The following is a 24,697-nucleotide window of genomic DNA, read 5'->3' as shown; positions in this document are numbered from 1 at the left end:
CAGCGTCAACCAAACAATGTGGTAGAGACCACACAGGGAGAAAACATGGCTGTTGATATTTTCATCAAGATTGGCGACATCAAGGGCGAGTCCATGGACAAGGCCCACAAGGACGAGATCGACGTCCTGAATTGGAGCTGGGGCATGTCCCAGTCCGGCAACATGCACGTCGGCAGCGGCGGTGGCGCGGGCAAGGTCAACATCCAGGACCTGTCGCTGACCAAGTACGTCGACAAGGCTTCGCCGAACCTGATGATGCACTGCGCCAGCGGCAAGCACGTCGACAAGGTCAAGCTGACCGTGCGCAAGGCCGGTGGTGAAAGCCAGGTCGAGTACATGATCATCAACCTGGAAGAAGTGCTGATCACTTCCCTGAGCACCGGTGGCTCGGGCAGCGATGATCGCCTGACTGAAAACATCACCCTGAACTTCGCCAAGGTGCTGGTCGACTACCAGCCGCAGAAAGCCGACGGCACCAAGGAAGGCGGCCCGGTCAAGTTCGGCTGGAACATCCGTCAGAACGTCAAGGTGTAATCGAACACACCCCCGGTGCCTCGCGCCGGGGGTGTTTGGTGCTTGCTCGCATCCCATCCCTTTCTGTCCGGTGTCTGAGTCATGGCCAAGCCTTCGTTTATCAATTTGTGGAAAGCGTATTCCGATTTGCTGGTGACCTATCCCGACGCGAAACCTTGCGACGGCCATTGGGCAAACCAGTGCGCGATTCGCATGAGCATCACGCTCAATACTGAACTGACCATCAAGGTCAACAAGTCCACCTACACCGAACCCAAATGCGCCCATGGGCATGCACGTGGGGCCGAGTCATTGGCAAATTGGCTGTGGAAACATCATCTGGGCCGCCCGTTGATCCTTGGCGGAACGGCCGCGGACCGGCGCAAGCTGCAAGACAAGACTGGCCTGATTTTCTTCAAGGATTGTTTCCAGCAAGTGGGAGAAGCCTCGGAAGGTCGCACCGGAGATCATATCGACCTCTGGAACCGTGGCCTGACCCTAGGTTATGACGATCCGGCCTATCGAGCCCGAGCGATCTGGTTCTGGGAGCTCGTATGATCAAGGCCCATTGCGCGATATGGGTCGGCTGCCTGTTGACCAGCCTGACCGCCTGTGCCCAGGAGCAATCCCCCTCGGCAACGCCCTCCCTAGCGGTGGAGCAGATCGTCTCGATGGGCGGGCAAACGCTGAAGCTGGCGAACGACCAGGCGCGCTGCGCGCTGCGCAAACCCGACCAGACCCTGATGCCACTCGACTTGGCCTGGCCCTGCCAGTTCAGGGTCGATCGACAAGGCAAACCCCACGTCGAGACCTTCGGCGAGGTGCCTATTGTCATCGTTGTCCATGTATCTGCTGGCCCCCATAACAATCAGGAGTGTCGCTCCGAGTATCGCGCCATACGCCAGATCAATGGACAACTCGAACCCTCGATAATCGCTCGTACTGCCAGCTGCATGACTGGCACAGGTGACCAGAAGGATTACACGGGCCTTTTCACGTGGTAACCGAAATCGCCACCCGCGATCGCCTGCAACCGTCCCTGCTGGACCGGTTGACCGACGACGATCCGACCAACCCCAAGGAAAGCGCCGACAAGCGCGTGCTCTCCCTGACCCAGTTGAAAGCCTCGGTGCTGCGTGACCTGGCATGGCTGCTCAACACCACCTCGCTGCTCGACGCCGATGCCACGCTGCATACCCCGGCGGGTACCTCAGTGGTGAATTTCGGGCTGCCGGCGCTGGCGGGCAACAGTGCTTCGAACGTTGACGTCCCCGCGTTGGAAACCCTGATCCACCAGGCCATCGCCACGTTCGAGCCGCGCATCCTGCGCCACACCTTGCGCGTGCGGGCCCGGGCGACGGCCGAGATGAACCACAACGCCCTGAGCTTCGAGATCGAAGGCGACCTCTGGGCGCAGCCGGTGCCGTTGCGCCTGATGCTGCAAACCGACCTGGACCTGGAAACCGGCCACGTGCGCGTGGTCAACGCCGACCAGCGGAGACGCCCATGAACCCGCGCCTGCTGGAGCTGTACAACCAGGAACTGCACCACGTGCGCGAAAGCGCCGCGGAGTTCGCCAAGGAATACCCCAAGATCGCCAGTCGGCTGACCCTGGCCGGCATGGATTGCGCCGACCCGTACGTCGAGCGCCTGCTGGAAGGCTTCGCCTATTTGACGGCGCGGGTGCAACTCAAGCTCGACGCCGAATACCCGACGTTCACTCACAACCTGCTGGAGATCGCCTACCCGCACTACCTGGCGCCGACACCGTCGATGACCGTGGTGCAGATGCAGGCCGACCCGGACGAAGGCTCCCTGAGCAGTGGTTTCCCGCTGCCCCGCGACACCATCATGCGCGCCGCCCTGGGTCGCGAATCCCAGACCTGCTGCGAGTACCGCACTGCCCACGCGGTGACGTTGTGGCCGCTGCAGGTCAGCCAGGCCGAGTATTTCGGCAACCCGTCCGCCGTGCTTGGACGCCTGGCCGCCAGCGAACCGAAAGCCAAGGCTGGCCTGCGCCTGACCCTGCGCACCGGCGCCGAGCTGCCGTTCAACAGCCTGGCCCTGGACAACCTGCCGCTGTACCTCAGCGGTGCAGACGAGCAACCTTTCCGCCTTTACGAGCAACTGCTGGGTAACGCCTGCGCGGTGTTTGCGCGCCAGCCGGGCGGCAATTGGGTCGAGCGGCTGCCGCAGGATGCGTTGCGCTCCCAGGGTTTCGATGACGCCGAAGCCGCCCTGCCAGTGGTGTCGCGGGCGTTCCAGGGCTATCGCCTGTTGCAGGAATACTTCGCCCTGCCCCACCGTTTCCTGTTTGTCGACTTCACCCAGTTGAGTCGCGCAGTCAAGCGCTGCGACGGCCAGGAACTGGAGTTGATCGTGCTGTTCGACCGTCACGATCCGAGCCTGGAAGGCAGCGTCGGCGCCTCGCAGTTCCTGCCGTTCTGCACCCCGGCGATCAACCTGTTTCCCAAGCGCCTGGACCGCATTCACTTGTCGGACCGGGTCAACGAACACCACGTGATTGCCGACCGCACCCGGCCGATGGATTTCGAAGTGCATTCGCTGACCGGGCTGACCGGCCACGGCACCGGGCCAGAGCAACCGTTCCTGCCGTTCTATGCCGTGCGCGATCCGTCCCGCTATGGGCGCGACAAGGCCTATTACACCGTACGGCGCGAACCCCGCGTGCTGTCCAGCGACCAGCGCCGCAACGGGCCGCGCTCGACCTATGTCGGCAGCGAGACCTTTGTCAGCCTGGTGGACAGCCAGCAAGCGCCCTACCGCCACGACCTGCGCCAGCTGGGCGTGACCGCGTTGTGCACCAACCGCGACCTGCCGCTGTTCATGAGCGTGGGCAACGGCAAGACCGACTTCACCCTCGCCGACAGTGCCCCGGTGGGCGCGGTGCGCTGCGTCGCCGGGCCCAGTCGGCCGCGGGCCAGCCACGCCCACGACGCCAAGGCCTGGCGGCTGATCAGCCAGTTGTCGCTGAACTACTTGTCGTTGAGCGAACAAGGCCAAGGCGCCGCCGCCCTGCGCGAACTGCTGCGCCTGTATGGCGACAGCAACGACGCGGCGCTGCAATTGCAGATCGAAGGCTTGCGCGAGGTCAGCAGCAAGCCCTGCACCCGACGCCTGCCGATGCCTGGCCCGATCGTCTTCGGACGAGGCCTGGAGATCACCCTGGAATTCGATGAAAACGCGTTTCGCGGCACCGGGGTGTTCCTGCTCGGCGCGGTGTTGGAACGCTTCCTGGCACGCTACGTGTCGATCAACAGTTTTACCGAGACGGTGATCCGTACCACCGAACGCGGCGAGATCATGCGATGGAAAGCCAAGCCCGGACGTCGTCCGACCCTGTGAGTACCCTGGAAGCGATGCACCAGGAACCCTGGGAATACGACTTCTTCCAGGCGTTGCGGCGCATCGAATGCGAAACCCCCGAGCTGCCGCGCCTGGGCCATTCCCTGCGCCTGGCCGATGACCCGTTGCGCCTCGGGCAACAAGCCGACTGCACCTTCGCCCCGGCCACCCTTGCCTCGGTGCAACCGGGCGGCGACGGTACGCCCGCGCGCCTGGAGCAGTTCTTCTTCGGCCTCGGCGGCCCCAACGGCCCGATGCCGCTGCACATCACCGAGTACGTACGCGAGCGCCAGCGCAACAACGGCGACAGCACCAGCAAGCGCTTCCTCGACGTGTTCCACCATCGCCTGCTCAGCCTGTTCTACCGGGCCTGGGCCGAAGCACGGCCAACGGTCAGCCACGACCGCCCGGACGATGACTATTGGTCGGCGCGCCTGGCGGCACTCAGCGGCCGGGGCATGCCGAGCCTGCTCAACCAGGGGCTGATCCCTGACACGGCGAAGCTGCACTACAGCGGCCACCTGTCGGCACAAACCCGCTACCCGGACGGTTTGAAGGCGATCCTCAGCGAGTACTTCGGCCTGCCGGTGGAGATCGAAGAATACGTCGGTCAATGGCTGGAACTACCGGAACGCAGCCGCGTGGGCGTCAACGCTCAACTGGGCGTGGACTTCTGCCTGGGCCGGTTCGTCTGGGATCGCCAGCACAAATTCCGCATTCGCCTGGGGCCGCTCAAGCTCGTCGACTACATGGGCATGCTGCCCGGCAGCCAACCGTTCAACGAGCTGGTGGCCTGGGTCGCCGAATACCTGGGCCACGAGCTGGACTGGGACCTCAACCTGGTCCTGGAACAGCCCGAAGTGCCCGCACTACAACTCAATGGCCGTTTCCGCCTGGGCTTCAACACCTGGCTGGGACGTCCTGAAAAAGATGCCAACGATCTAATACTGGCCAGGCATTACGCCGAACAGGCCAACACCTCACAGACCTCAAGGAGCCATGAGCATGGGTGAAATCAGTCGCGCCGCGTTGTTCGGCAAACTCAACAGCGTGGCCTACAAAGCCATCGAAGCCGCCACCGTATTCTGCAAGTTGCGCGGTAACCCTTACGTGGAACTGGCCCACTGGTTTCATCAGTTGCTGCAATTGCAGGACTCGGACCTGCACCGCATCATCCGCCAGTTCAACATCGAGCCGGCGCGCCTGGCCCGTGACCTGACCGAGGCCCTGGACCGTTTGCCACGGGGTTCGACGTCGATCACCGACCTGTCCTCCCATGTCGAAGAAGCCGTGGAACGCGGCTGGGTCTACGGTAGCCTGATGTTCGGCGAAAGCCAGGTGCGCACCGGTTACCTGGTGCTCGGCATCCTCAAGACGCCGAGCCTGCGCCATGCGCTGCTGGGCCTGTCGTCGGAGTTCGACAAGGTCAAGGTCGAAGCCCTGAGCGAACGCTTTGACGAATACGTCGGCGACTCGCCGGAAAACGCCTTGACCGCCAGCGACGGTTTCAACGCGGGCAGCGTGCCGGGCGAAGCCAGCGGCGCCATGGCCCCCAGTGCGATGGGCAAACAGGAAGCCCTCAAGCGCTTTACCGTCGACCTCACCGAGCAGGCCCGCAGCGGCAAGCTCGACCCCATAGTTGGCCGTGACGAAGAGATCCGCCAACTGGTGGACATTCTCATGCGCCGCCGGCAGAACAACCCGATCCTCACCGGTGAGGCCGGCGTGGGCAAGACCGCCGTGGTCGAAGGCTTCGCCCTGCGCATCGTCGCCGGCGACGTGCCGCCGTCCCTCAAGGACGTGGAACTGCGCAGCCTCGATGTAGGCCTGTTGCAGGCCGGCGCGAGCATGAAAGGTGAATTCGAACAGCGCCTGCGCCAGGTCATCGAAGACGTCCAGGCCTCGCCGAAGCCGATCATCCTGTTCATCGACGAAGCCCACACCCTGGTGGGTGCCGGTGGCGCCGCCGGCACGGGCGACGCGGCCAACCTGCTCAAGCCGGCGCTGGCCCGCGGCACCTTGCGTACCGTGGCCGCCACGACCTGGGCCGAGTACAAGAAGCACATCGAAAAAGACCCGGCCCTGACCCGTCGTTTCCAAGTGGTGCAAGTGGCCGAGCCGTCGGAAGACAAAGCCCTGCTGATGATGCGCGGCGTGGCCTCGACCATGGAAAAACACCATCAGGTGCAGATCCTCGACGAAGCCCTGGAAGCCTCGGTCAAGCTGTCCCACCGCTACATTCCCGCACGCCAGCTGCCGGACAAATCCGTGAGCCTGCTGGACACCGCCTGCGCCCGCGTCGCCATCAGCCTGCACGCCGTGCCGGCCGAAGTGGACGACAGCCGCCGGCGCATCGAAGCACTGGAAACCGAGCTGCAGATCATCGCCCGCGAACACGCGATTGGCGTGGTCATCGGCACTCGCCAGACCCACAGCGAAAGCCTGCTGAGCGCTGAGCGCGAACGCCTGGCCGAACTGGAAAGCCGCTGGGCCGAAGAGAAAACCCTGGTGGACGAATTGCTGGAAACCCGCGCCACCCTGCGCGAACGCGTTGGCGTGGTGGACAGCGAAGACAGCAGCGACGCTTGCGACAACGAAAGTCACGAACTGCGCGAGAAACTGGTGGACCTGCAACAGCGCCTGACCGCCCTGCAAGGAGAGAACCCGCTTATCCTGCCAACCGTTGATTACCAGGCCGTGGCCTCGGTGGTCGCCGACTGGACCGGTATCCCGGTGGGCCGCATGGCCCGCAACGAACTGGAAACCGTGCTCAACCTCGACCAGCACCTGAAGAAACGCATCATCGGCCAGGACCATGCCTTGCAGATGATCGCCAAGCGCATCCAGACCTCCCGCGCCGGCCTCGATAACCCGAGCAAGCCGATTGGCGTGTTCATGCTCGCCGGCACCTCCGGCGTGGGCAAGACCGAAACCGCCCTGGCCCTGGCCGAAGCCATGTACGGCGGCGAGCAGAACGTCATCACCATCAACATGAGCGAGTTCCAGGAAGCCCACACCGTGTCCACCCTCAAGGGCGCGCCACCGGGCTACATCGGCTACGGCGAAGGCGGCGTGCTGACCGAAGCCGTGCGGCGCAAACCGTACAGCGTGGTGCTGCTGGACGAGGTGGAAAAAGCCCACCCGGACGTGCATGAGATTTTCTTCCAGGTCTTCGACAAAGGCGTGATGGAGGACGGCGAAGGCCGGGTGATCGACTTCAAGAACACCCTGATCCTGCTGACCACCAACGCCGGCACCGAGCTGATCGCCCAGGTCTGCAAGGACCCGCAAAACGTCCCAGAGCCGGAAGAAATTGCCAAGGCCCTGCGCCAGCCGTTGCTGGAGATCTTCCCGCCGGCGCTGCTCGGTCGCCTGGTGACGATCCCGTACTACCCGCTCAGCGACGAGATGCTCAAGGCCATCACCCGCCTGCAACTCAACCGCATCAAGAAGCGCGTGGAGAGCACACACAAAGTGGCCTTCGACTACGACGACGCGGTGATCGACCTGATTGTCTCGCGTTGCACCGAAACCGAAAGCGGTGGGCGCATGATCGACACCATCCTGACCAACAGCCTGCTGCCGGACATGAGCCGCGAGTTCCTGACTCGCATGCTCGAAGGCAAGGCCCTGGCCGGTGTGCGGATCAGTGCCGTGGACAACGAACTGAAGTACGATTTCAGCGACGCGGCCTGACCCGAAGGAACACCGCATAACCCCTGTGGGAGCGGGCTTGCTCGCGAATGCAATCTGTCAGTGCCATTGATGTTGCCTGACACACCGCCTTCGCGAGCAAGCCCGCTCCCACATTAGATTGCGCTCCTTCAGTTACTAATCAGCATGAGAACCTCGATGTTATTCAACCAAGCCTCCCGCCTGGCCAAGATCACCAGCCCCCTCGGACCTGAGGTACTGCTGCTCAAGGACATGGGCGGCGGCGAAGAGCTGGGGCGGCTGTTCAACTACGAGTTGCAGCTGCACTCGCTGGACAACGCCATCGATCTCAACCAACTGCTCGGCAAACCCATGTGCGTCAGCCTGCAGTTGGACGGCGGCGGCGAACGGCATTTCCATGGCATCGTCGCCCGTTGCAGCCAGAACGTCGACCAGGGCCAGTTCGCCAGTTACCAAGTCACACTGCGCCCTTGGCTGTGGCTGCTGACTCGTACCTCCGATTGCCGGATTTTCCAGAACCTGACCATCCCGCAGATCATCAAGCAGGTGTTCCGCGACCTGGGCTTTTCCGATTTCGAAGATGCCTTGAGTCATCCCTATCGCGAGTGGGAATACTGCGTGCAGTACCGCGAGACGAGTTTCGACTTCGTCAGTCGCCTGATGGAACAGGAAGGCATCTACTACTTTTTCCGTCATGAGCAGGGTCGCCATGTGCTGGTGATGGCCGACGCCTATGGCGCCCACACCCGTGCGCCCGGCTATGCATCGGTGCCCTACTATCCGAAGAACGAGCAACAGCGCGAGCGCGATCACATCCACGATTGGCATCTGGCCCAGGAAGTCCAGCCGGGTTCGCTGGAGCTCAACGACTACGACTTCCAGCGGCCCAGCGCCCGCATCGACGTGCGCTCGGCCATGCCCCGCCCGCACGCCGCTGGCGACTATCCGCTGTATGACTATCCCGGCACCTATGTGCAAAGCTCGGATGGCGAGCACTACGCCCGCACCCGCATCGAAGCCCTGCAGACATTGCATGAGCAGATCGAGTTGTCGGGTAATGCCCGGGGCCTGGGGTCGGGGCATCTGTTCAGCCTCACTGGCTTCAGTCGCAAGGACCAGAACCGCGAATACCTGATCGTCGGCGCGCGTTATTACCTGTCCCAGGAAAGCGGCGAGAGCGGCGTCGGCGCGCCGTCGGCACAGTTCGAAAGCAGCCTGACCTGCATCGACGCCCAGCAGAGCTTTCGCCCGATGGCGATCACCCACCGCCCCATCGTCAAGGGCCCGCAAACCGCATTGGTGGTCGGCCCCAAGGGCGAGGAAATCTGGACCGACCAGTTCGGCCGGGTGAAGGTGCATTTCTACTGGGACCGTCACGACCAATCCAACGAGAACAGCTCTTGCTGGATTCGAGTGTCGCAGGCTTGGGCCGGGAAAAATTGGGGCTCGGTACAGATCCCGCGCATTGGCCAGGAAGTGATCGTCAGCTTTCTCGAAGGCGACCCCGATCGGCCGATCATCACCGGTCGGGTGTACAACGCCGAGCAAACCGTACCTTATGCGCTGCCCGCCAATGCTACGCAGAGCGGCACCAAAAGCCGTTCAAGCAAGGGCGGCACGCCGGCGAACTTCAACGAAATCCGCATGGAAGACAAGAAAGGCGCCGAGCAGCTGTACATCCACGCCGAGCGCAACCAGGACATTGCCGTGGAAGTGGATGAAAGCCACTGGGTGGGCCGCGACCGGCGCAAGAACATCGACCGCAATGAAACCGTGCGGATTGGCGAAGACCGACTGCGGGCCGTGCAGTGCAACGATGCCCTGCTCGTCGGCGGAACCAAGAGCGACAGCATCAGCACCCAATACCTCGTGGAGGCGGGCTCGCAGATTCGACTGGTGTGTGGCAAGAGCGTGCTGGAGTTCAACGCCAGTGGCGAGATCAACATCTCGGGCACCGCGTTCAACATCTACGCCAGTGGCAACGGCAACATCGACACCGGCGGGCGCCTGGACCTCAACTCCGGTGGCGCCAGCGAAGTGGATCCCAAGGGCAAGGGCATCAAGGGCGTTATCGACGCGGCGGTGAAGGCGCTGTTCCCGGCGAAGGCTAAGCCCTGAGGTTCACCGTGGCGAGGGAGCTTGCTCCCGCTGGGCTGCGTAGCAGCCCCTTTTGTGAGCGCTTCGCACTGGAGCGCCAGCCCGGTTAAACGGGAGCAAGCTCCCTCGCCACGGATTCACCGATAGCCCCGAATACAGAATCAATCGCTCAGAGATTGGCCGGCACAAAATCAGGGCCGCCCAGCTTGTCCCGGACGACCAGGGCTGTGCGCATCAGTGGCCCCCACAAACCGTTCTGGCTGTTCCAACTGGCACCGGTCCAACGCGTATCCTGGACCAACTCAGCCTTGTTGAGCTCAAGCTGCCTCTGAAGGGCCAGCGCCACGGCGCCCATGTCGATCTCGAAGAGGTCGGCATAAAGCCCCTCGGGTCGTGCCTGCTTTTTGCTCAGGCAAAACTGGTAGTACCAGACCCACACCGCAGCGACATAAATCGCCCGATTGCGGTCAGGGTAGGTCGCGAGAATCTTGAGCAAAGCCGCCACGAAGCGCCCGGGAAACTGACTGTCGTGAGTTTGTTGCCAATAACGCAGCACAAGTTGATCGAAAGCCGCGACGACGTTCTGCGGTTCAGCATTGTCATTCTTGGCTTCTTGAAAATAGAACGGCTCGCCGACGAGGAATTTATCCAACTCGTCATTGGCCAGGGCCAGCAGTAATACGTTGTCCAAGGACGCAAATTTCACTCGTTCGTAAGCCGGTACTGACCGGGCTGCGTCCATGCGACTCGCAGGTACTTGCCGCTCAGCAATTGCTCATCGCGAAGGTATTCGAACACTTCGGACGGGCACCATTCCTTGCCCGCAGAAAAGGCCACGCCTAATGAACGGAGTTCATCGAACACCTTGGCCTTTTGCTTGTTGTCCGCGACCTGCAGAACGTAGCTATCTTTCTCTGCCGCATTCGAAAAACCAATGGTCCGCAAAGGCGAATCCAAGGCGTTATCGATGACTTGAACATGAATCACGTCACCGTCCGCTTTTTCCACGTACGCCTTCAACACATCATTAATCACTGACAAATACCTCGGTTAAAGTGGTAATACCGTCCGCATCCTTGGTTGGAATCGATTCGACAACCATTTCTGGAGCTCCACCTGGCAAGTGTTTGCCTGGTCCCAGGAAATATTGGTTCCCCTCCATCGGACTTCTGGGCATGCGCCCCACGACATCATCGACCTGCCTGATCTTGAATCCGCCTTTAAGCGCATCTTTTTCCAAACCAAAGGCGCGCTCCAGTTCTGCAGCTTTTTTACCACTGATGGTGATCTTGGAACGACCCGCAAAATTCCCGATAACGTCGGTGATGCCTTTTTTGTCAGAAACAAAAGTACCGGCCCGGCCAATCGTAGGGTATGTATCCCATGCCGTCGGGCTAATGTTGAATCCTCGATTGTCCTTGAGCATCTGCTCCTGTCGCTGACGAGCCAGGATCGTTCGCTCGGCCGCCGTCATGGGCTTACGTGCCAGCTTCGGACCAGCACCGAGCAGGGCCATGCCTGCCACGCCTTGGAACAAGTCCCGATAGCCGGGGCCGAGACGGTCGCCCAAATCACCTAGCAGCTCCATGCCGACATACAACGCACCACCGACGGCGAGGGCGCCGAAGAAAGCGGCAGCGCCGGCAAAAGCCGCGAGCAACAAGGCTCCGCCCGCCGCCGCCAACCCCAACACTTCCAACCCGGAATGCATCCACCCTTCAAGGTCCAGCACAAACGCCACCGACACCGTCGGCCCGCCGATAAAGGTGTTCGGACTACCCGTCTTGATGTGGGCACCGCAGACCATTTTGCTGTGCAGGCGCGCCGCCGGTTTACCGTTGATGAACACCGTGGCGCTGCCTTCGGCGATCAGCACCGGAAAGGGCCAGATCGGATGGTTCATCGGCAGCCCGGTGCAGGACGACGAAACGTCTTCGCCCGCCCGCATGGCATTGCGGTCGTTGATGTAGACGTTGAAGCTGCCCATGATCAACGCCCCCGTGGTGGGTTCGGGCAGGTTGAAGATGGTGGAGAGGCCCTTGACGATCTGGAACATCGACAAGCCGCCGGCGGCAATCGAGCCGGCCATGATCGCCAGGGCCACGCCGCCGGTGGCGACCGTCGCGGCAACGACCGCCGCGCCGATCAAGGCGCCGGCCACGGCGCCGGCGACCATCGCGGCCAACCCGAACCCGTGGGCGATTTCATCTCCCAGACGTGCTGCTGCCTGTGCATCCATTGCGCGCAACTACCTTACTGATGTGACTGAGTGCTCAGTGGGTCGTATCGATGCTCAAGCAATCGGAGGCTGTGGCTTGAACGAATGCATCGCAAGCTTCCAGGCCGGCTCGTGATAAGGGAAGTCGTTCGGGGTCGTGGTCAAGGTGGTGATCAGCACCGCCGGCTTACGCTCGATGAACACCTGGCGCAGCATCAGGTCGCGCCCCTCGCGTTGCCAGGTGTAATCGAGCAACGTGGTCGTGAGCCCCTGCAACACCGTGTCCCAGCGCTGGACCAGCTTGAAACCCGGCAATTGCTGCTCCGCGCTCTTGAGTTGGCGATCCACGTACTCGGCAAAGGGCGCGTCGCCCTGGCTGGCGTCGCGGCTGATCACAAAACTGGCTTCTTTGGCAGGACCGATAGCCGGCAGCTTGAAAATATTGATGCTCTGGTCTTGCCAGGCATCGGGGATGTCGAGATCGGCTTCTTGAATGCGGTAGGAAGTCACAGTAATCGCTTTCCATGGACGTGAGGTGACGCGCGAAGGAGCAGATATTCAAGTAATGCCTGGCAACAATCAAGAACCGGGTTCCTCTGCCCCGCGTAACAAACTACATTATGCGATCAGCGTCACTTCTCCGGTGATTACCTGCCTGTGCACGGGCTGTCGAAGGGCGCGATCGCTTGATCTTCAGCCTCGAAAGCCGGCAATCTTGCGCAGCATCCAAAGGACTGCGGCAGCGATAAGGACGACCCATGCTATTGAATCAAGCCTCCCGCCTGGCCAAGATCACCAGCCCCCTGGGTCCCGAGGTGCTGTTGCTCAAGGATATGGGCGGCGGCGAAGAGCTGGGGCGGCTGTTCAACTACGAGTTGCAGCTGCACTCGCTGGACAATGCCATCGACCTCAACCAGGTACTCGGCAAGCCGATGTGCGTAAGCGTTCAGCTGGACGGCGGTGGCGAGCGACATTTTCATGGCATCGTTGCGCGCTTCAGCCAGAACGTCGACCAGGGCCAATTCGCCAGTTACCAGGCCACGCTGCGGCCTTGGCTGTGGCTGCTGACGCGCACCTCTGATTGCCGGATTTTCCAGAACCTGACCATCCCGCAGATCATCAAGCAGGTGTTCCGCGACCTGGGTTTTTCCGATTTCGAAGATGCCCTCAGCCGTCCGTATCGCGAGTGGGAATATTGCGTCCAGTATCGCGAGACCAGCTTCGATTTCGTCAGTCGCTTGATGGAACAGGAAGGCATCTATTATTTCTTCCGCCATGAACAGGGTCGCCATGTGCTGGTCCTGGCCGACGCCTATGGCGCCCACACCACCGCGCCCGGCTACGGATCGGTGCCTTATTACCCGAAGAACGAGCAGCAGCGCGAACGCGACCACATCCACGACTGGCACCTGGCGCAGGAAGTCCAGCCGGGTTCGCTGGAACTTAACGACTATGATTTCCAGCGCCCCAGCGCACGCATCGACGTGCGCTCGGCCATGCCCCGGCCGCACGCCGCTGGCGACTATCCGCTGTTCGACTACCCGGGCACCTACGTGCAGAGCGAAGACGGCGAACACTACGCCCGCACCCGCATCGAAGCCTTGCAGACCCTGCATGAGCAAGTCGAGCTGGCGGGCAACGCCCGGGGCCTGGGCTCGGGGCATCTGTTCAGCCTCACTGGCTTCACGCGCCAGGACCAGAACCGCGAATACCTGATTGTCGGCGCGCGTTATTACCTCTCCCAGGAAAGCGGTGAAAGCGGCGTCGGCGCGCCTTCGGCGCAATTCGAAAGCAGCCTGACCTGCATCGACGCCCAGCAGAGCTTTCGCCCGATGGCGATCACCCACCGCCCCATCGTCAAGGGCCCGCAAACCGCATTGGTGGTCGGGCCCAAGGGCGAGGAAATCTGGACCGACCAGTTCGGCCGGGTGAAGGTGCATTTCTATTGGGACCGTCACGACCAATCCAACGAGAACAGCTCGTGCTGGATTCGGGTGTCGCAATCCTGGGCCGGCAAGAACTGGGGCTCGATGCAGATTCCGCGCATCGGCCAGGAAGTGATTGTCAGCTTCCTTGAAGGTGATCCCGATAGGCCGATCATCACCGGTCGCGTGTACAACGCCGAGCAGACCGTGCCCTATGATCTGCCCGAGAACGCCACCCAGAGCGGCATGAAAAGCCGTTCGAGCAAGGGCGGCACGCCGGCGAACTTCAACGAAATCCGCATGGAAGACAAAAAAGGCGCCGAGCAACTTTACATCCATGCCGAGCGCAACCAGGACATCGTGGTCGAGGTGGACGAGAGCCATTCGGTGGGCCACGACCGCAACAAGAGCATCGGCCACAACGAAACCGTGACCATCGGCAACAACCGCCTGCGCATCGTCAAGCAGGAGGACATCCTCTCGGTGGGCCAGCGCAAGACTGACAGCATCAGCCAGAGCTACGTCATCGAAGTGGGCGAGAACCTGCGCCTGGTGTGCGGTGAAAGCATTCTGGAGCTCAACGCCAGCGGCCAGATCAACCTGACCGGCGTGCAGATCAGCTTCTATGCCAGCGGCGACGCCGAGTTCAACACCGGCGGCGTGCTGCACCTGAACAATGGCGGCGGCCCCGGTGCCACGCCGGACGGCCAAGGCGTCAAGGGCAGTATCGACGCCAACATCAGCGCCGCGTTCCCCAAGGGCTAATTTCGAGATTTATGCGCCATGACTTACCGCCTCAACGAATTCCAGCTTCAACTGCCGCCCAGCGAGTTGCTCGACGCCTCGATCAACATCCTCAAGTTTCCCGAGCTGGGCACCTCCCTGATCGTCAGCCGCAGCCTGCTGGCCGAGGGCGAAACCCTGCAAAGCAACCTCGACGACCAGCTCAAGCGCCTGGAAAAACAAGTCCAGGACTTGCGCTGCCAACCGGGCGCCACCCTGCGCGTGGGCGCCAACCAGGAAGTCGAAGCCATTGAATTGCGCAGCCAGTTCAACAAGGGCAACGAAAAAGTCTTCCAGTATCAACTGGCGCTGGTATTGCCGGGCACGCGCAAGATGCTTGCCCTGAGTTACGTCAAAGCCGAGAAACTGGGCGATGCCGAAGCGGCGCATTGGGCGACGATCAAGGGCTCGCTGGTATTCGACGTCCCGGCTTGATGAGCACATTGCATGTCTGATGCACTCTGGGCCGCCCGGCTAGGCGACGCGCTGAACCACACCTCGATGATGGCCGATATCCTCGGCGGCGTCCTGGAAGTGGCCGCGAACATAGCGATCACCGCGGTGGCGACGGCTGCCGTGGTGGCGGCCACGGGTATTACTGTTGCAACCGGCGGCTTGGGTTGCTTCCTGCTCGGCGCGGTGGTGGGCGCCGTGGTCGGCCTCGCCATGAGCAAGACCGGGGCTGACAAGGGGTTGAGCAATATATGCGAGGGCATTGGCAATGCTCTTTTCCCGCCCACGGGGGCGTCGACCTGTCCACGCGGGTGCTAGTGCGCAAAAAAGTGCAACTCAATAACGTCCTGGACCTGACCCGGGCCGATGTGCGCAAGCAACTGGGTGTATCCCTCAAAAGCATCACCGGCAACAAATACACCCAGACCCATCAGATCGGCGCCTGGGCCAAGGCCAACGGCTATGATGGGATCCCTGGCGCCGTCGGCCCGAAACCCGACCGGCAGCAACTTGATCTCTTTCGAAGGTTTTTAGAATGGGCTTGGAAGACGAATACGTCGGTGATGCCGATTGGCAGAATTTCGTGCAAGTGTACGAAGAGGATTACCTCAACGATGACGCCCGGGAACTGGCCAAGGCCATGGATGACCATCTGGACATGGCCGTCGTGCTCTGCGGGAAAATGGGACGCGAGAGAGCGCTACAGTGGCTGGAACGGTCCGTGCCCGCCCTGGGCGACAAACGCCCGGCCGATTGCCTCAAGTCGCCGAAACTGATCAAGCGCCTGAGAATGGCGCTGATGAGCATGCCCTAGTCGAGGGGTAGAAGAACTCGGCAGTCGCCCTGAAAGGCCCGACGCGGTCCTACAGAAATATCGCGTCAACCGATTGCGGTCGCTGCGCAACCGAGCGGGAGCAAGCTCCCTCGCCACGGGTTTTTGGGTGAGTTCGGGGGGGTGTTTATTCGCTGTCCCTTAGCTTTCCACCAAGCCACACATCCTTGCGCCTTTGCCTACAACTACGCCAGAATCCGCCGGCTTGTGCGCCTTGCCCCCGGGCTCTATCGTTTGCCTGCCACTGCCCATCAGTGGTCGGGTTTAGTAGCTCGGTGTATTTAGCAAGGTGTATGGCTCCTATCAATCAGGCGTTTTCATGCCTGTATTTGATGGCGGTTGTGCGCAGGGCGCCTTCGGGCGCGCCGGCTTGCTAAGTCCCCGGTCTACTAACCTGCGTACAGCTGCCACCCTTCTGTTTAGTAGCTAGAGGGTTACAGCTTCACTTAAGGACTTAGTAAATGTTCAAAATAACGCCAAACCCTCCAGAAGCAGACCCCAACTCTCCTTATCTGGACGGCCTGAACGCCAAGCAACTCGAAGAAGCCGCTACCCGCGCATTGGACTTTTATCTAAAGCCCAAACCAACAAGACCTAAAGAAACCATCAAGCCCGGCCAGCTATTCACCGTCGTGAAAGACCTCGACAACGAATGCCTGCTGGCCAACCTCAGCGAAACCCTGGCCTCAGCCGATGCGATGGTCAATGAACTGGCTTTCGATATGGAGGGCTCCAACCGCCACGTCCTCCTCGGGATCCAGCAATTGATCGAGCTGGGTTCGTTGCTGGCGAATCGGGCGCTGGATAACGTCGATCCCCGCTAGCCGCCACACCGCAACCCACTGTGGTGGATTAACAGATGGTTGCTATCTAACAGCCACAAAAAAAGGCATGCCGATCACCCTCGGTATGCCTTTTTTGTTGCCGCTTCCTTCCCTCGACCGAGGTACTCGCTGCAATTACGGGTTGACGCTGTCCTTCAAGGATTTGCCCGGTTTGAATGCAACGGTGTTGCTGGCCTTGATCTTCACCGGCTCGCCGGTCTGTGGGTTCTTGCCGGTGCGGGCGCCGCGGTGGCGTTGCAGGAAGGTGCCGAAGCCGACCAGGGTGACACTGTCCTTGCGGTGCAGGGCGCCGGTGATTTCTTCGAGGACGGCGTTGAGGACGCGGTTGGCTTGTTCTTTGGTGAGGTCTGCTTTTTCCGCGATGGCGGCGGCGAGTTCTGGTTTACGCATGAATGAAGCCCCTTTGACGGTTTTTTTGTTGTTATGTCCGTGCTGTTCTCTTCGGAACAACCCCTAAGGCGCCGCAGGCTCTACTCTGCGGCAGACGGGAGTGAGGATGGCACGGGGCCGCAACCGGCGCCAGTGGCCGGCGGGTGTTTGTGGGGTCAAAAGCAGGGTATTTACGACAGAACGACCGGTATTTACGCCAGCAGCGCTGGAAGCTGCTTGTTCAGCGCCAGTTTCTCCATCACCGCGGCGCCGGTCAGGGCATAGCCCAGCAGGTTGCCTTGGGCATCGCGACACAGAGCCTTGATGTCGGCGCCCTGCCCTTCGACGCTCCACACGCCTTCGCTGCCCCGTGGCGGTGGTGAAACCACCAGTGGACACACCGGGGTTTTTACGGTGATCGGCATGGCGCCGTAGCTGACCGCAGTCGGGTTGCCGGCCAGGGTTTGCGCCAGGGCGCGGGCGCAGCTCATCAGCGGCATGACGTAGAGCAGGTTCAAGCCATCGACCTCGGCGCAGTCGCCCAAGGCGTAGATATTGGCGTGAGAAGTCTTCAGGTGACGATCGACCACCACGCCGCGATTGACCACCAGGCCAGCCGCGGCGGCCAGGTCAATGCGCGGGCGCAGACCGATGGCCGAGACCACCAGGTCGCAGGCGATCACTTGGCCGTCCGACAGGTGCGCTTCCAAGCCGTCGGCCACCCGTTGCAGGCGATTGAGCACCGGCCCCAGGTGGAAACGTGCGCCGAGGCTTTCCAGCCCCGCCTGTACCGCGGCGGCGGCAGCCGGGTGCAACAGCGTCGGCATGACCTGTTCGCACGGGGCCACCAGTTCTACCTCGTAGCCGCCGAGGATCAGATCGTTGGCGAACTCGCAACCGATCAGGCCGGCGCCGAGCAGCAGCACCCGGCGCTTGCCAGCGGCGGCGGCACGAAAGCGCGCGTAGTCTTCGAGGTCATTAATGGGGAAGATCAGGTCCGCCCCGTCGCCCTGCACCGGCACACGTACGGTTTCAGCGCCCCAGGCCAGGATCAGGTCGCGATAGCTCACCGCCTCTTCGCCGATCCACAGGCGCTTGTGGCCCGGGTCGATGCCGCTGATGCGCGTGTGGGTGCGCACCTCGGCGTTCAGTTGCTCGGCCATGGCGCCGGGTTCGGCCATGCTCAGGCCATCGGCGTCCTTGTTCTTGCCAAAGCCCGTGGAGAGCATCGGCTTGGAGTAGGAGCGGCCATCGTCCGCGGTAATCAGCAGCAACGGGGTTTCGCTGTCGAGCTTGCGAAATTCCCGGGCCAGGTTGTAGCCGGCCAGGCCCGTACCGACGATAACGACAGGTGCGCTCATGTTGCTCTCCGTTTATGAAACGATCAGTTGATTTCGATCATTTCGAAATCCATCTTGCCGACGCCGCAGTCCGGGCACAGCCAGTCTTCGGGTACATCTTCCCAACGGGTGCCGGGCGCGATGCCATCGTCCGGCCAGCCATCAGCTTCGTTGTAGATCAGGCCACAGACGATACATTGCCACTTCTTCATTCCACTACTTCCTCGAGATGTCAGGCTTGGCCGGTATTTTCCGGCTCAGGGCCGTTTTGTACTGATCGGTCGCGACAGATGCAAGCGGCATCGGCGTGACGGCGGGTTGGCTCGGCCAAAATCGCCGACCGGCATGGTAAGCTCGCGACCTCATTTGCTGCCATTCAAGACCCCTGTGCCGCCGACAAATTCGATATTTCCTACACTTCAATGGCTGCCCCAACACCTGCTGTCGCCCCGCCCGGATGCGTGTGTCATGGACTGGCTGTTTGACGAAGGTTCCCTGACCCGGCGCCTGACAGGCCTGTCGAACGATCACTTCAGCGTGACGCCGCTGTTCGAAGGCTGGCAGCCGTTGCGCGCCGATGAGTGTGCCGCGCTGGACCTGGCCGAGGGCAGCGAGGGTTGGGTGCGCGAAGTGTACTTGCGCGGCCACGGCGAGCCTTGGGTATTCGCCCGTAGTGTGGCAGCGCGCAGCGCGTTGCAGGGCGACGGCTTGCACATGGACGAACTGGGCAGCCGCTCCCTGGGCGAGCTGCTGTTTTGTGACCAGGCGTTCCAGCGCCGGGCGATCGAGGTCTGTCACTACCCGAGCGAATGGTTGCCGTCAGAGATTCGCGCCAATGCGCTGTGGGGTCGTCGTTCGCGTTTCGATCGCGGCGCATTGAGCGTGCTGGTGGCGGAGGTGTTCCTGCCACGCCTGTGGACGGTCGCCCGCGCCTATTCGGAGAATTGCTGATGTACACGCAACTGCTCAAATCCTTGAACCGCCTCAATCCACGGGCCTGGGACTTCGTGCAACTGACGCGCATGGACAAGCCCATCGGTATTTATCTACTGCTGTGGCCGACGTTATGGGCGCTGTGGATTGCCGGGGAAGGTTCGCCATCCGTGACCAACATCGTGATCTTCGTGCTCGGCGTGGTGCTGACCCGAGCCGGCGGTTGCGTGATCAACGACTGGGCCGACCGCAAGGTCGACGGTCATGTCAAACGCACCGAGCAACGCCCCTTGGTCAGTGGCAAGATCAGCTCGAAAGAGGCGCTGGTGTTCTTCGCGGTGTTGATGAGCGTAAGTTTCCTGCTGGTGCTGTGCACCAACGCGCCGACGATCCTGCTGTCCCTCGGCGGCCTGGCGCTGGCGTGCAGTTACCCGTTCATGAAGCGCTATACGTATTACCCGCAAGTGGTGCTGGGCGCGGCGTTTTCCTGGGGCATGCCCATGGCGTTCACGGCCGAGACCGGCCATCTGCCGGCCGCTGCGTGGTTGCTGTACATCGCCAACCTGCTGTGGACGGTGGGCTATGACACGTACTACGCGATGACCGACCGGGACGATGACCTGAGAATTGGCGTGAAATCCACGGCGATCCTGTTCGGCGATGCTGACCGGGTGATCATCCTGACGTTGCAAGGCCTGGCCCTGGGTTGCCTGTTGCTGGCTGGCGCGCAGTTCAAACTGGGCGGCTGGTTCCACCTCGGCCTGGTGGTCGCTGCGGCGTGCTTCGCCTGGGAGTTCTGGTATACCCGCGACCGGGATCGGATGCGCTGCTTCAAGGCGTTCCTGCACAACCACTGGGCCGGGTTGGCGATTTTTGTGGGGATTGTGTTGGATTACGGATTGCGCTGAGTCCCCACGCGGCCCCGTGGCGAGGGGATTTATCCCCGCTGGGTTGCGTAGCGACCCCAAAACAGTCAATGAGTTTCGCCTGACACACCAAGGCGACAGATCCGGGGCCGCTTCGCGACCCAGCGGGGATAAATCCCCTCGCCACAGATGATCTGTCGCTACTTTGGCGAAAAACTGTCAGTCGGGCTTGGCAACTTTCCAGGCACCGTCCATCTTGCCGTCGCCGGTCATGTCTCCGGCCTTCTTGTCCATCACGAAGGTGTACAGGGGCATGCCCTCATAGGCCCACTGCATCGAGCCGTCATCGCGCTTGATCACGGTCCAGTCACCCATGGATTTAGCACCTGCCTTGGCCATCAACGGTGGCCAATTAGCCGCACACTTGTCGTTGCACATCGACTTGCCGGCGGAGTCCTTGGCGAAGGTGTAAAGGGTCATGCCCTTGTGGTCGGTGAACATGCCGTCCTTCTCCATCGCAGGATCGGCAGCCATCGCAAATCCAGGCAGGGCCAGGGCAGCAGATATCAGCAGGGTTTTCAAAGAAACAGTCATGCGCGTCATAGGAAACCTTCCTTTGTAGTTGTCAGGATTCGGACTGAAAAGCGTAGTCCAGGATCCCCTTTGCCGCCTCGCACAGAAATTTCTGTCACACGACTGCAATAATTCCGTTATCTAATGCGGCGCAAGACAGTTAAATGACAAGAGGATTACCCCATGGTTGGCAGGAGCATTCTGATCGTCGACGACGAGGCGCCCATCCGCGAGATGATCGCCGTTGCGTTGGAGATGGCCGGCTATGACTGCATGGAAGCAGAGAACTCCCAACAGGCCCACGCCATCATCGTCGACCGCAAGCCCGACCTGATCCTGCTGGACTGGATGCTGCCCGGCACGTCCGGCATCGAGCTGGCGCGGCGCCTCAAGCGCGATGAGCTGACCGGTGATATCCCGATCATCATGCTCACCGCCAAGGGCGAAGAGGACAACAAGATCCAGGGTCTGGAAGTCGGCGCCGACGACTACATCACCAAGCCGTTTTCCCCACGAGAACTGGTGGCGCGCCTGAAGGCCGTGCTGCGTCGCGCCGGGCCGACCGATGGCGAAGCGCCCATCGAAGTCGGCGGCCTGCTGCTCGACCCGATCAGCCACCGCGTGACCATCGACGGCAAGCCTGCCGAGATGGGCCCGACCGAATACCGCCTGCTGCAGTTTTTCATGACCCACCAGGAGCGCGCCTACACCCGTGGGCAGCTGCTGGACCAGGTCTGGGGCGGCAATGTGTATGTCGAGGAGCGCACCGTGGACGTACACATCCGCCGCCTGCGCAAAGCCCTCGGCGATGCCTACGAGAATCTGGTACAAACCGTGCGCGGCACCGGTTATCGTTTTTCGACAAAGGCTTGAGAGCAGCGGCGAGCTTTCAGCTACAAGCGGCAAGTTAAAGCCGCGTAGCCCTTAGCTTGCCGCTTGAAGCTTGGAGCTGCTTTTCTCCCAAGGATTTTCCGTGAATCAAAACTGGCATGGCACCCTGATTCGCCACATGTTGTTGCTGGTTACCGGTTGCCTGTTGATCGGCCTGATCACCGGGTATTACGGCTGGAGCCTGGCCGCGGGCCTGGGGCTCTACCTGGCCTGGACCCTCAAGCAGTTGCTGCGCCTGCACGAGTGGCTGCGCCTGCACCAACCCGACGAAGCCCCGCCCGACGGCTATGGCCTGTGGGGCGAGGTGTTCGACAGCATCTATCACCTGCAACGGCGCGACCAGCGCGTCCGGGGCCGCCTGCAAGCGGTGATCGACCGCGTCCAGGAGTCCACCGCCGCGCTGAAAGACGCGGTGATCATGCTCGACAGCGAAGGCAACCTGGAATGGTGGAACCGCGCCGCCGAAACCCTGCTGGGCCTCAAGACGCCCCAGGACAGCGGCCAACCGGTGACCAACCTGGTGCGCCACCCGCGCTTCAAGGAATATTTCGAGCAGGACAATTACGCCGAGCCCCTGGAAATCCCCTCGCCGACCAACGATCGGCTGCGCATCCAGCTCTACATCACGCGCTACGGCAACAATGAACACTTGATGCTGGTGCGCGACGTGACGCGCATCCATCAGTTGGAACAGATGCGCAAGGATTTCATCGCCAACGTTTCCCATGAACTGCGCACGCCGTTGACGGTGATCTGCGGCTATCTGGAAACCCTGCTCGACAACGTCGAGGAGGTGAATCCCCGTTGGAGCCGGGCCTTGCAGCAGATGCATCAGCAGAGCGGACGCATGCAGACCCTGCTCAACGACCTGCTGTTGCTGGCCAAGCTGGAAGCCACCGATTACCCATCGGACAACCAGCCGGTGCCCATCGAGGAGCTGCTGCAGACCATCGCCGAAGATGCGCAGGAGCTGTCCGGCCCCAAGCAGCAGGCGATCACGCTTGAAGCCGACCCTGCCGTGCAACTCAAGGGCAGCGAGGCGGAACTGCGCAGCGCGTTTTCCAATTTGGTGTTCAACGCGGTCAAGTACACGCCGGAGCAAGGGCGGATCCATGTTCGCTGGTGGGGCGATGAGCAAGGCGCGCACCTGAGCGTGCGCGATTCCGGCATCGGCATCGACAGCAAGCATTTGCCGCGCTTGACCGAACGGTTCTACCGGGTCGACTCCAGCCGCAACTCCAACACCGGCGGAACCGGCTTGGGATTGGCCATCGTCAAGCACGTTCTGCTACGCCATCGCGGGCGCATGGAAATCAGCAGCGTGCCCGGCCACGGCAGTACGTTTATCTGCCATTTCGCCCCGGCCCAGGTGGTTCACGGACGACGCTCAAGCCGCGACGAGTGATGCCGACCGGCCGTCCCCTCTAGGCAATCGACCGGTCAGCCGCTACATTGGCTGACTTGTGCCTGCCTTTTCAGGCGCCGATTTCCAACCCTACGAACATACGGAACCCGCAAAACCCCATCATGGACCCTTCCCCTGGCTTGTCCCTCGTTACACTCTTCGCCGAATTCGGCATGATTCTCTTTGCTCTGATCCTGGTCCTGCTCAACGGTTTTTTCGTTGCAGCGGAATTCGCCATGGTCAAGCTGCGCTCGACCCGGGTCGAGGCCATCGCCGAGCAGAACGGCTGGCGCGGACATATCCTGCGCACCGTCCACAGCCAGCTCGACGCCTACCTGTCAGCCTGCCAACTGGGTATCACCCTGGCTTCCCTGGGCCTGGGCTGGGTCGGTGAGCCGGCGTTCGCCCACATCCTCGAACCGTTGCTCGGCGCGGTCGGCGTCCAGTCGCCGGAAGTGATCAAGGGCGTGTCGTTCTTCACCGCGTTCTTCATCATTTCGTACCTGCACATCGTGGTCGGTGAGCTGGCGCCCAAGTCCTGGGCCATCCGCAAACCCGAGCTGCTGTCGCTGTGGACCGCCGTGCCGCTGTACCTGTTCTACTGGGCGATGTACCCGGCGATCTACCTGCTCAACGCCAGCGCCAACGCCATCTTGCGTATTGCCGGCCAAGGCGAGCCCGGCCCGCATCATGAACACCACTACAGCCGCGAGGAACTGAAGCTGATCCTGCACTCCAGCCGTGGCCAGGACCCTAGCGACCAAGGCATGCGCGTGCTGGCCTCCGCGGTGGAGATGGGCGAGTTGGAAGTGGTGGACTGGGCCAACTCCCGGGAAGACCTGGTGACGCTGGAGTTCAACGCGCCGCTCAAGGAAATCCTGGCGATGTTCCGCCGCCACAAGTTCAGCCGTTACCCGGTGTACGACAGCGAGCGACAGGAGTTCGTCGGCCTGCTGCACATCAAGGACCTGCTGCTGGAACTGGCCGCCCTGGATCACATTCCCGAATCGTTCAACCTGGCTGAACTGACCCGGCCGCTGGAACGGGTGTCGCGGCACATGCCGTTGTCGCAATTGCTGGAGCAGTTCCGCAAGGGCGGCTCGCACTTCGCTGTGGTCGAGGAAGCCGACGGCAACATCATCGGCTACCTGACCATGGAAGACGTGCTGGAAGTGCTGGTGGGCGATATCCAGGACGAACACCGCAAGGCCGAACGCGGCATCCTGGCCTACCAGCCGGGCAAGCTGCTGGTACGCGGTGATACGCCGCTGTTCAAGGTCGAGCGCCTGCTGGGGATCGACCTGGATCACATCGAGGCGGAAACCCTGGCCGGGTTGGTCTATGAAACCCTCAAGCGGGTGCCGGAAGAGGAAGAAGTGCTGGAAGTCGAAGGCCTGCGGATCATCATCAAGAAGATGAAAGGGCCGAAGATCATCCTGGCGAAGGTGTTGATGCTCGATTGAGGGTCGACCTGCTTTCCGGCGACACTCTCCTGTGGCGAGGGGATTTATCCCCGCTGGGTCGCGAAGCGGCCCCAATAAGATCGAGCACAATCCTCCCGACACACCGAGGTGGCAGATTTTGGGGCCGCTTCGCAGCCCAGCGGGGATAAA

25 protein-coding genes and 1 pseudogene are annotated in these 24,697 nt (G+C 61.7%); 18 read left to right on the top strand and 8 right to left on the bottom strand.

Annotation, left to right across the window (positions count from 1 at the left end):
- The first annotated feature begins 45 nt into the window (after nucleotides 1–45).
- The 8 genes from Q7C33_RS04345 (at nucleotide 46) to Q7C33_RS04310 (ending at nucleotide 9,672) form a co-directional block, all read left to right on the top strand.
- Nucleotides 46–534, top strand: a complete 489-nt coding sequence (locus Q7C33_RS04345) for an Hcp family type VI secretion system effector (RefSeq protein WP_030138239.1) — start codon at nucleotides 46–48, stop codon at nucleotides 532–534.
- An 81-nt stretch (nucleotides 535–615) separates the two neighbouring features.
- Nucleotides 616–1,071, top strand: coding sequence for a T6SS effector amidase Tae4 family protein (locus tag Q7C33_RS04340; protein WP_030138238.1), 456 nt, complete (start codon nucleotides 616–618; stop codon nucleotides 1,069–1,071).
- Entirely contained in the window at nucleotides 1,068–1,517 is a 450-nt protein-coding gene (locus tag Q7C33_RS04335; protein WP_030138237.1) for a hypothetical protein, read from the top strand. The genes Q7C33_RS04340 and Q7C33_RS04335 overlap by 4 nt, the downstream gene beginning before the upstream one ends.
- Nucleotides 1,511–2,023: a type VI secretion system baseplate subunit TssE gene (tssE, locus tag Q7C33_RS04330; RefSeq protein WP_323155761.1), complete on the top strand. Its 513-nt coding sequence runs from the start codon at nucleotides 1,511–1,513 to the stop codon at nucleotides 2,021–2,023. The genes Q7C33_RS04335 and tssE overlap by 7 nt, the downstream gene beginning before the upstream one ends.
- Nucleotides 2,020–3,879: a type VI secretion system baseplate subunit TssF gene (tssF, locus tag Q7C33_RS04325; RefSeq protein WP_030138235.1), complete on the top strand. Its 1,860-nt coding sequence runs from the start codon at nucleotides 2,020–2,022 to the stop codon at nucleotides 3,877–3,879. Before tssE ends, tssF begins: the two co-directional genes overlap by 4 nt.
- Nucleotides 3,843–4,892 carry a type VI secretion system baseplate subunit TssG gene (gene tssG, locus Q7C33_RS04320; protein WP_030138234.1) on the top strand — a complete coding sequence of 350 codons (1,050 nt, stop codon included), beginning with the start codon at nucleotides 3,843–3,845 and terminating at the stop codon, nucleotides 4,890–4,892. Before tssF ends, tssG begins: the two co-directional genes overlap by 37 nt.
- Nucleotides 4,885–7,575 carry a type VI secretion system ATPase TssH gene (gene tssH, locus Q7C33_RS04315; protein WP_198796198.1) on the top strand — a complete coding sequence of 897 codons (2,691 nt, stop codon included), beginning with the start codon at nucleotides 4,885–4,887 and terminating at the stop codon, nucleotides 7,573–7,575. Before tssG ends, tssH begins: the two co-directional genes overlap by 8 nt.
- A gap of 156 nt (nucleotides 7,576–7,731) precedes the next feature.
- A complete protein-coding gene (locus tag Q7C33_RS04310; RefSeq protein WP_407682901.1) occupies nucleotides 7,732–9,672 on the top strand; it encodes a type VI secretion system Vgr family protein in 1,941 nt (646 codons plus the stop codon).
- A gap of 148 nt (nucleotides 9,673–9,820) precedes the next feature.
- Here Q7C33_RS04310 and Q7C33_RS04305 read toward each other — a convergent pair whose 3' ends face one another.
- From Q7C33_RS04305 to Q7C33_RS04290, 4 genes are read right to left on the bottom strand one after another with little or no spacing between them, the layout of a single operon-like run.
- Nucleotides 9,821–10,393, bottom strand: a complete 573-nt coding sequence (locus Q7C33_RS04305; protein WP_051065892.1) for a hypothetical protein — start codon at nucleotides 10,391–10,393, stop codon at nucleotides 9,821–9,823.
- On the bottom strand, nucleotides 10,354–10,686 hold the full coding sequence (locus Q7C33_RS04300; RefSeq protein ID WP_198796195.1) for a hypothetical protein: 333 nt from the start codon (nucleotides 10,684–10,686) through the stop codon (nucleotides 10,354–10,356). The genes Q7C33_RS04305 and Q7C33_RS04300 overlap by 40 nt, the downstream gene beginning before the upstream one ends.
- On the bottom strand, nucleotides 10,679–11,890 hold the full coding sequence (locus Q7C33_RS04295; RefSeq protein ID WP_334598530.1) for a PAAR domain-containing protein: 1,212 nt from the start codon (nucleotides 11,888–11,890) through the stop codon (nucleotides 10,679–10,681). Before Q7C33_RS04295 ends, Q7C33_RS04300 begins: the two co-directional genes overlap by 8 nt.
- Before the next feature lie 54 nt (nucleotides 11,891–11,944).
- Complete coding sequence (locus tag Q7C33_RS04290) at nucleotides 11,945–12,379, bottom strand: DUF1795 domain-containing protein (protein WP_030138228.1); 435 nt, start codon at nucleotides 12,377–12,379, stop codon at nucleotides 11,945–11,947.
- Nucleotides 12,380–12,627: 248 nt separating this feature from the next.
- On the opposite strand from Q7C33_RS04290, the gene Q7C33_RS04285 reads away from it, so the two are divergent.
- The 5 genes and pseudogenes from Q7C33_RS04285 (at nucleotide 12,628) to Q7C33_RS04265 (ending at nucleotide 16,686) form a co-directional block, all read left to right on the top strand.
- Entirely contained in the window at nucleotides 12,628–14,559 is a 1,932-nt protein-coding gene (locus Q7C33_RS04285) for a type VI secretion system Vgr family protein (RefSeq protein WP_323155767.1), read from the top strand.
- 18 nt (nucleotides 14,560–14,577) lie between these two features.
- Nucleotides 14,578–15,012 carry a DcrB-related protein gene (locus Q7C33_RS04280; protein ID WP_030138226.1) on the top strand — a complete coding sequence of 145 codons (435 nt, stop codon included), beginning with the start codon at nucleotides 14,578–14,580 and terminating at the stop codon, nucleotides 15,010–15,012.
- 12 nt (nucleotides 15,013–15,024) lie between these two features.
- Nucleotides 15,025–15,318: pseudogene (locus Q7C33_RS04275) on the top strand (hypothetical protein); the annotation flags it as partial.
- A 247-nt stretch (nucleotides 15,319–15,565) separates the two neighbouring features.
- Nucleotides 15,566–15,844, top strand: coding sequence for a hypothetical protein (locus Q7C33_RS04270; protein WP_407682900.1), 279 nt, complete (start codon nucleotides 15,566–15,568; stop codon nucleotides 15,842–15,844).
- 479 nt (nucleotides 15,845–16,323) lie between these two features.
- A complete protein-coding gene (locus Q7C33_RS04265) occupies nucleotides 16,324–16,686 on the top strand; it encodes a DUF6124 family protein (RefSeq protein ID WP_198796190.1) in 363 nt (120 codons plus the stop codon).
- Between the two features lie 135 nt (nucleotides 16,687–16,821).
- On the opposite strand, the gene Q7C33_RS04260 is transcribed toward Q7C33_RS04265, so the two are convergent.
- From Q7C33_RS04260 to Q7C33_RS04250, 3 genes are all read right to left on the bottom strand, one after another.
- Nucleotides 16,822–17,097: an HU family DNA-binding protein gene (locus tag Q7C33_RS04260; protein ID WP_003213368.1), complete on the bottom strand. Its 276-nt coding sequence runs from the start codon at nucleotides 17,095–17,097 to the stop codon at nucleotides 16,822–16,824.
- Nucleotides 17,098–17,288: 191 nt separating this feature from the next.
- Complete coding sequence (locus tag Q7C33_RS04255; RefSeq protein ID WP_198796189.1) at nucleotides 17,289–18,437, bottom strand: NAD(P)/FAD-dependent oxidoreductase; 1,149 nt, start codon at nucleotides 18,435–18,437, stop codon at nucleotides 17,289–17,291.
- Nucleotides 18,438–18,460: 23 nt separating this feature from the next.
- Nucleotides 18,461–18,628 carry a rubredoxin gene (locus Q7C33_RS04250; protein WP_030138222.1) on the bottom strand — a complete coding sequence of 56 codons (168 nt, stop codon included), beginning with the start codon at nucleotides 18,626–18,628 and terminating at the stop codon, nucleotides 18,461–18,463.
- A gap of 175 nt (nucleotides 18,629–18,803) precedes the next feature.
- Here Q7C33_RS04250 and Q7C33_RS04245 point away from each other — a divergent pair, with 175 nt between their 5' ends.
- On the top strand, nucleotides 18,804–19,367 hold the full coding sequence (locus Q7C33_RS04245) for a chorismate--pyruvate lyase family protein (RefSeq protein WP_407682899.1): 564 nt from the start codon (nucleotides 18,804–18,806) through the stop codon (nucleotides 19,365–19,367).
- Nucleotides 19,367–20,257 carry a 4-hydroxybenzoate octaprenyltransferase gene (gene ubiA / locus Q7C33_RS04240; RefSeq protein WP_407682898.1) on the top strand — a complete coding sequence of 297 codons (891 nt, stop codon included), beginning with the start codon at nucleotides 19,367–19,369 and terminating at the stop codon, nucleotides 20,255–20,257. The genes Q7C33_RS04245 and ubiA overlap by 1 nt, the downstream gene beginning before the upstream one ends.
- Before the next feature lie 177 nt (nucleotides 20,258–20,434).
- Here ubiA and Q7C33_RS04235 read toward each other — a convergent pair whose 3' ends face one another.
- The gene (locus tag Q7C33_RS04235) at nucleotides 20,435–20,818 is read right to left on the bottom strand and encodes a COG4315 family predicted lipoprotein (protein ID WP_030138219.1); all 384 of its coding nucleotides are present in this window, start codon (nucleotides 20,816–20,818) and stop codon (nucleotides 20,435–20,437) included.
- 153 nt (nucleotides 20,819–20,971) lie between these two features.
- On the opposite strand from Q7C33_RS04235, the gene phoB reads away from it, so the two are divergent.
- The 3 genes from phoB (at nucleotide 20,972) to Q7C33_RS04220 (ending at nucleotide 24,547) form a co-directional block, all read left to right on the top strand.
- Entirely contained in the window at nucleotides 20,972–21,661 is a 690-nt protein-coding gene (phoB, locus tag Q7C33_RS04230) for a phosphate regulon transcriptional regulator PhoB (protein WP_003177195.1), read from the top strand.
- Nucleotides 21,662–21,797: 136 nt separating this feature from the next.
- Complete coding sequence (gene phoR, locus Q7C33_RS04225; protein ID WP_407683036.1) at nucleotides 21,798–23,084, top strand: phosphate regulon sensor histidine kinase PhoR; 1,287 nt, start codon at nucleotides 21,798–21,800, stop codon at nucleotides 23,082–23,084.
- 122 nt (nucleotides 23,085–23,206) lie between these two features.
- Nucleotides 23,207–24,547 (top strand): hemolysin family protein, encoded by a 1,341-nt coding sequence (locus Q7C33_RS04220; RefSeq protein WP_030138217.1) that lies wholly within the window; start codon nucleotides 23,207–23,209, stop codon nucleotides 24,545–24,547.
- Nucleotides 24,548–24,697 lie beyond the last annotated feature (150 nt).

Origin of the sequence: Pseudomonas sp. BP11-1-1, from assembly GCF_052112105.1 — a bacterium.
Lineage (GTDB): Bacteria > Pseudomonadota > Gammaproteobacteria > Pseudomonadales > Pseudomonadaceae > Aquipseudomonas > Aquipseudomonas alvandae.
This window is presented reverse-complemented; position numbering and strand designations above follow the sequence as displayed.

Bases quoted from the DNA above. Each gene is read 5' to 3' on its own strand.
- ubiA (WP_407682898.1), top strand. From the start codon at position 19,367: ATGTACACGCAACTGCTCAAATCCTTGAACCGCCTCAATCCACGGGCC.
- Q7C33_RS04310 (WP_407682901.1), top strand. From the start codon at position 7,732: ATGTTATTCAACCAAGCCTCCCGCCTGGCCAAGATCACCAGCCCCCTC.
- phoR (WP_407683036.1), top strand. From the start codon at position 21,798: ATGTTGTTGCTGGTTACCGGTTGCCTGTTGATCGGCCTGATCACCGGG.
- tssF (WP_030138235.1), top strand. From the start codon at position 2,020: ATGAACCCGCGCCTGCTGGAGCTGTACAACCAGGAACTGCACCACGTG.
- Q7C33_RS04340 (WP_030138238.1), top strand. From the start codon at position 616: ATGGCCAAGCCTTCGTTTATCAATTTGTGGAAAGCGTATTCCGATTTG.
- Q7C33_RS04235 (WP_030138219.1), bottom strand. From the start codon at position 20,818: ATGACGCGCATGACTGTTTCTTTGAAAACCCTGCTGATATCTGCTGCC.
- Q7C33_RS04250 (WP_030138222.1), bottom strand. From the start codon at position 18,628: ATGAAGAAGTGGCAATGTATCGTCTGTGGCCTGATCTACAACGAAGCT.
- Q7C33_RS04270 (WP_407682900.1), top strand. From the start codon at position 15,566: ATGGGCTTGGAAGACGAATACGTCGGTGATGCCGATTGGCAGAATTTC.
- Q7C33_RS04280 (WP_030138226.1), top strand. From the start codon at position 14,578: ATGACTTACCGCCTCAACGAATTCCAGCTTCAACTGCCGCCCAGCGAG.
- Q7C33_RS04285 (WP_323155767.1), top strand. From the start codon at position 12,628: ATGCTATTGAATCAAGCCTCCCGCCTGGCCAAGATCACCAGCCCCCTG.
- Q7C33_RS04220 (WP_030138217.1), top strand. From the start codon at position 23,207: ATGGACCCTTCCCCTGGCTTGTCCCTCGTTACACTCTTCGCCGAATTC.
- Q7C33_RS04335 (WP_030138237.1), top strand. From the start codon at position 1,068: ATGATCAAGGCCCATTGCGCGATATGGGTCGGCTGCCTGTTGACCAGC.
- tssG (WP_030138234.1), top strand. From the start codon at position 3,843: ATGGAAAGCCAAGCCCGGACGTCGTCCGACCCTGTGAGTACCCTGGAA.
- tssH (WP_198796198.1), top strand. From the start codon at position 4,885: ATGGGTGAAATCAGTCGCGCCGCGTTGTTCGGCAAACTCAACAGCGTG.
- Q7C33_RS04295 (WP_334598530.1), bottom strand. From the start codon at position 11,890: ATGGATGCACAGGCAGCAGCACGTCTGGGAGATGAAATCGCCCACGGG.
- Q7C33_RS04255 (WP_198796189.1), bottom strand. From the start codon at position 18,437: ATGAGCGCACCTGTCGTTATCGTCGGTACGGGCCTGGCCGGCTACAAC.
- Q7C33_RS04265 (WP_198796190.1), top strand. From the start codon at position 16,324: ATGTTCAAAATAACGCCAAACCCTCCAGAAGCAGACCCCAACTCTCCT.
- Q7C33_RS04345 (WP_030138239.1), top strand. From the start codon at position 46: ATGGCTGTTGATATTTTCATCAAGATTGGCGACATCAAGGGCGAGTCC.
- Q7C33_RS04305 (WP_051065892.1), bottom strand. From the start codon at position 10,393: ATGGACGCAGCCCGGTCAGTACCGGCTTACGAACGAGTGAAATTTGCG.
- Q7C33_RS04260 (WP_003213368.1), bottom strand. From the start codon at position 17,097: ATGCGTAAACCAGAACTCGCCGCCGCCATCGCGGAAAAAGCAGACCTC.
- phoB (WP_003177195.1), top strand. From the start codon at position 20,972: ATGGTTGGCAGGAGCATTCTGATCGTCGACGACGAGGCGCCCATCCGC.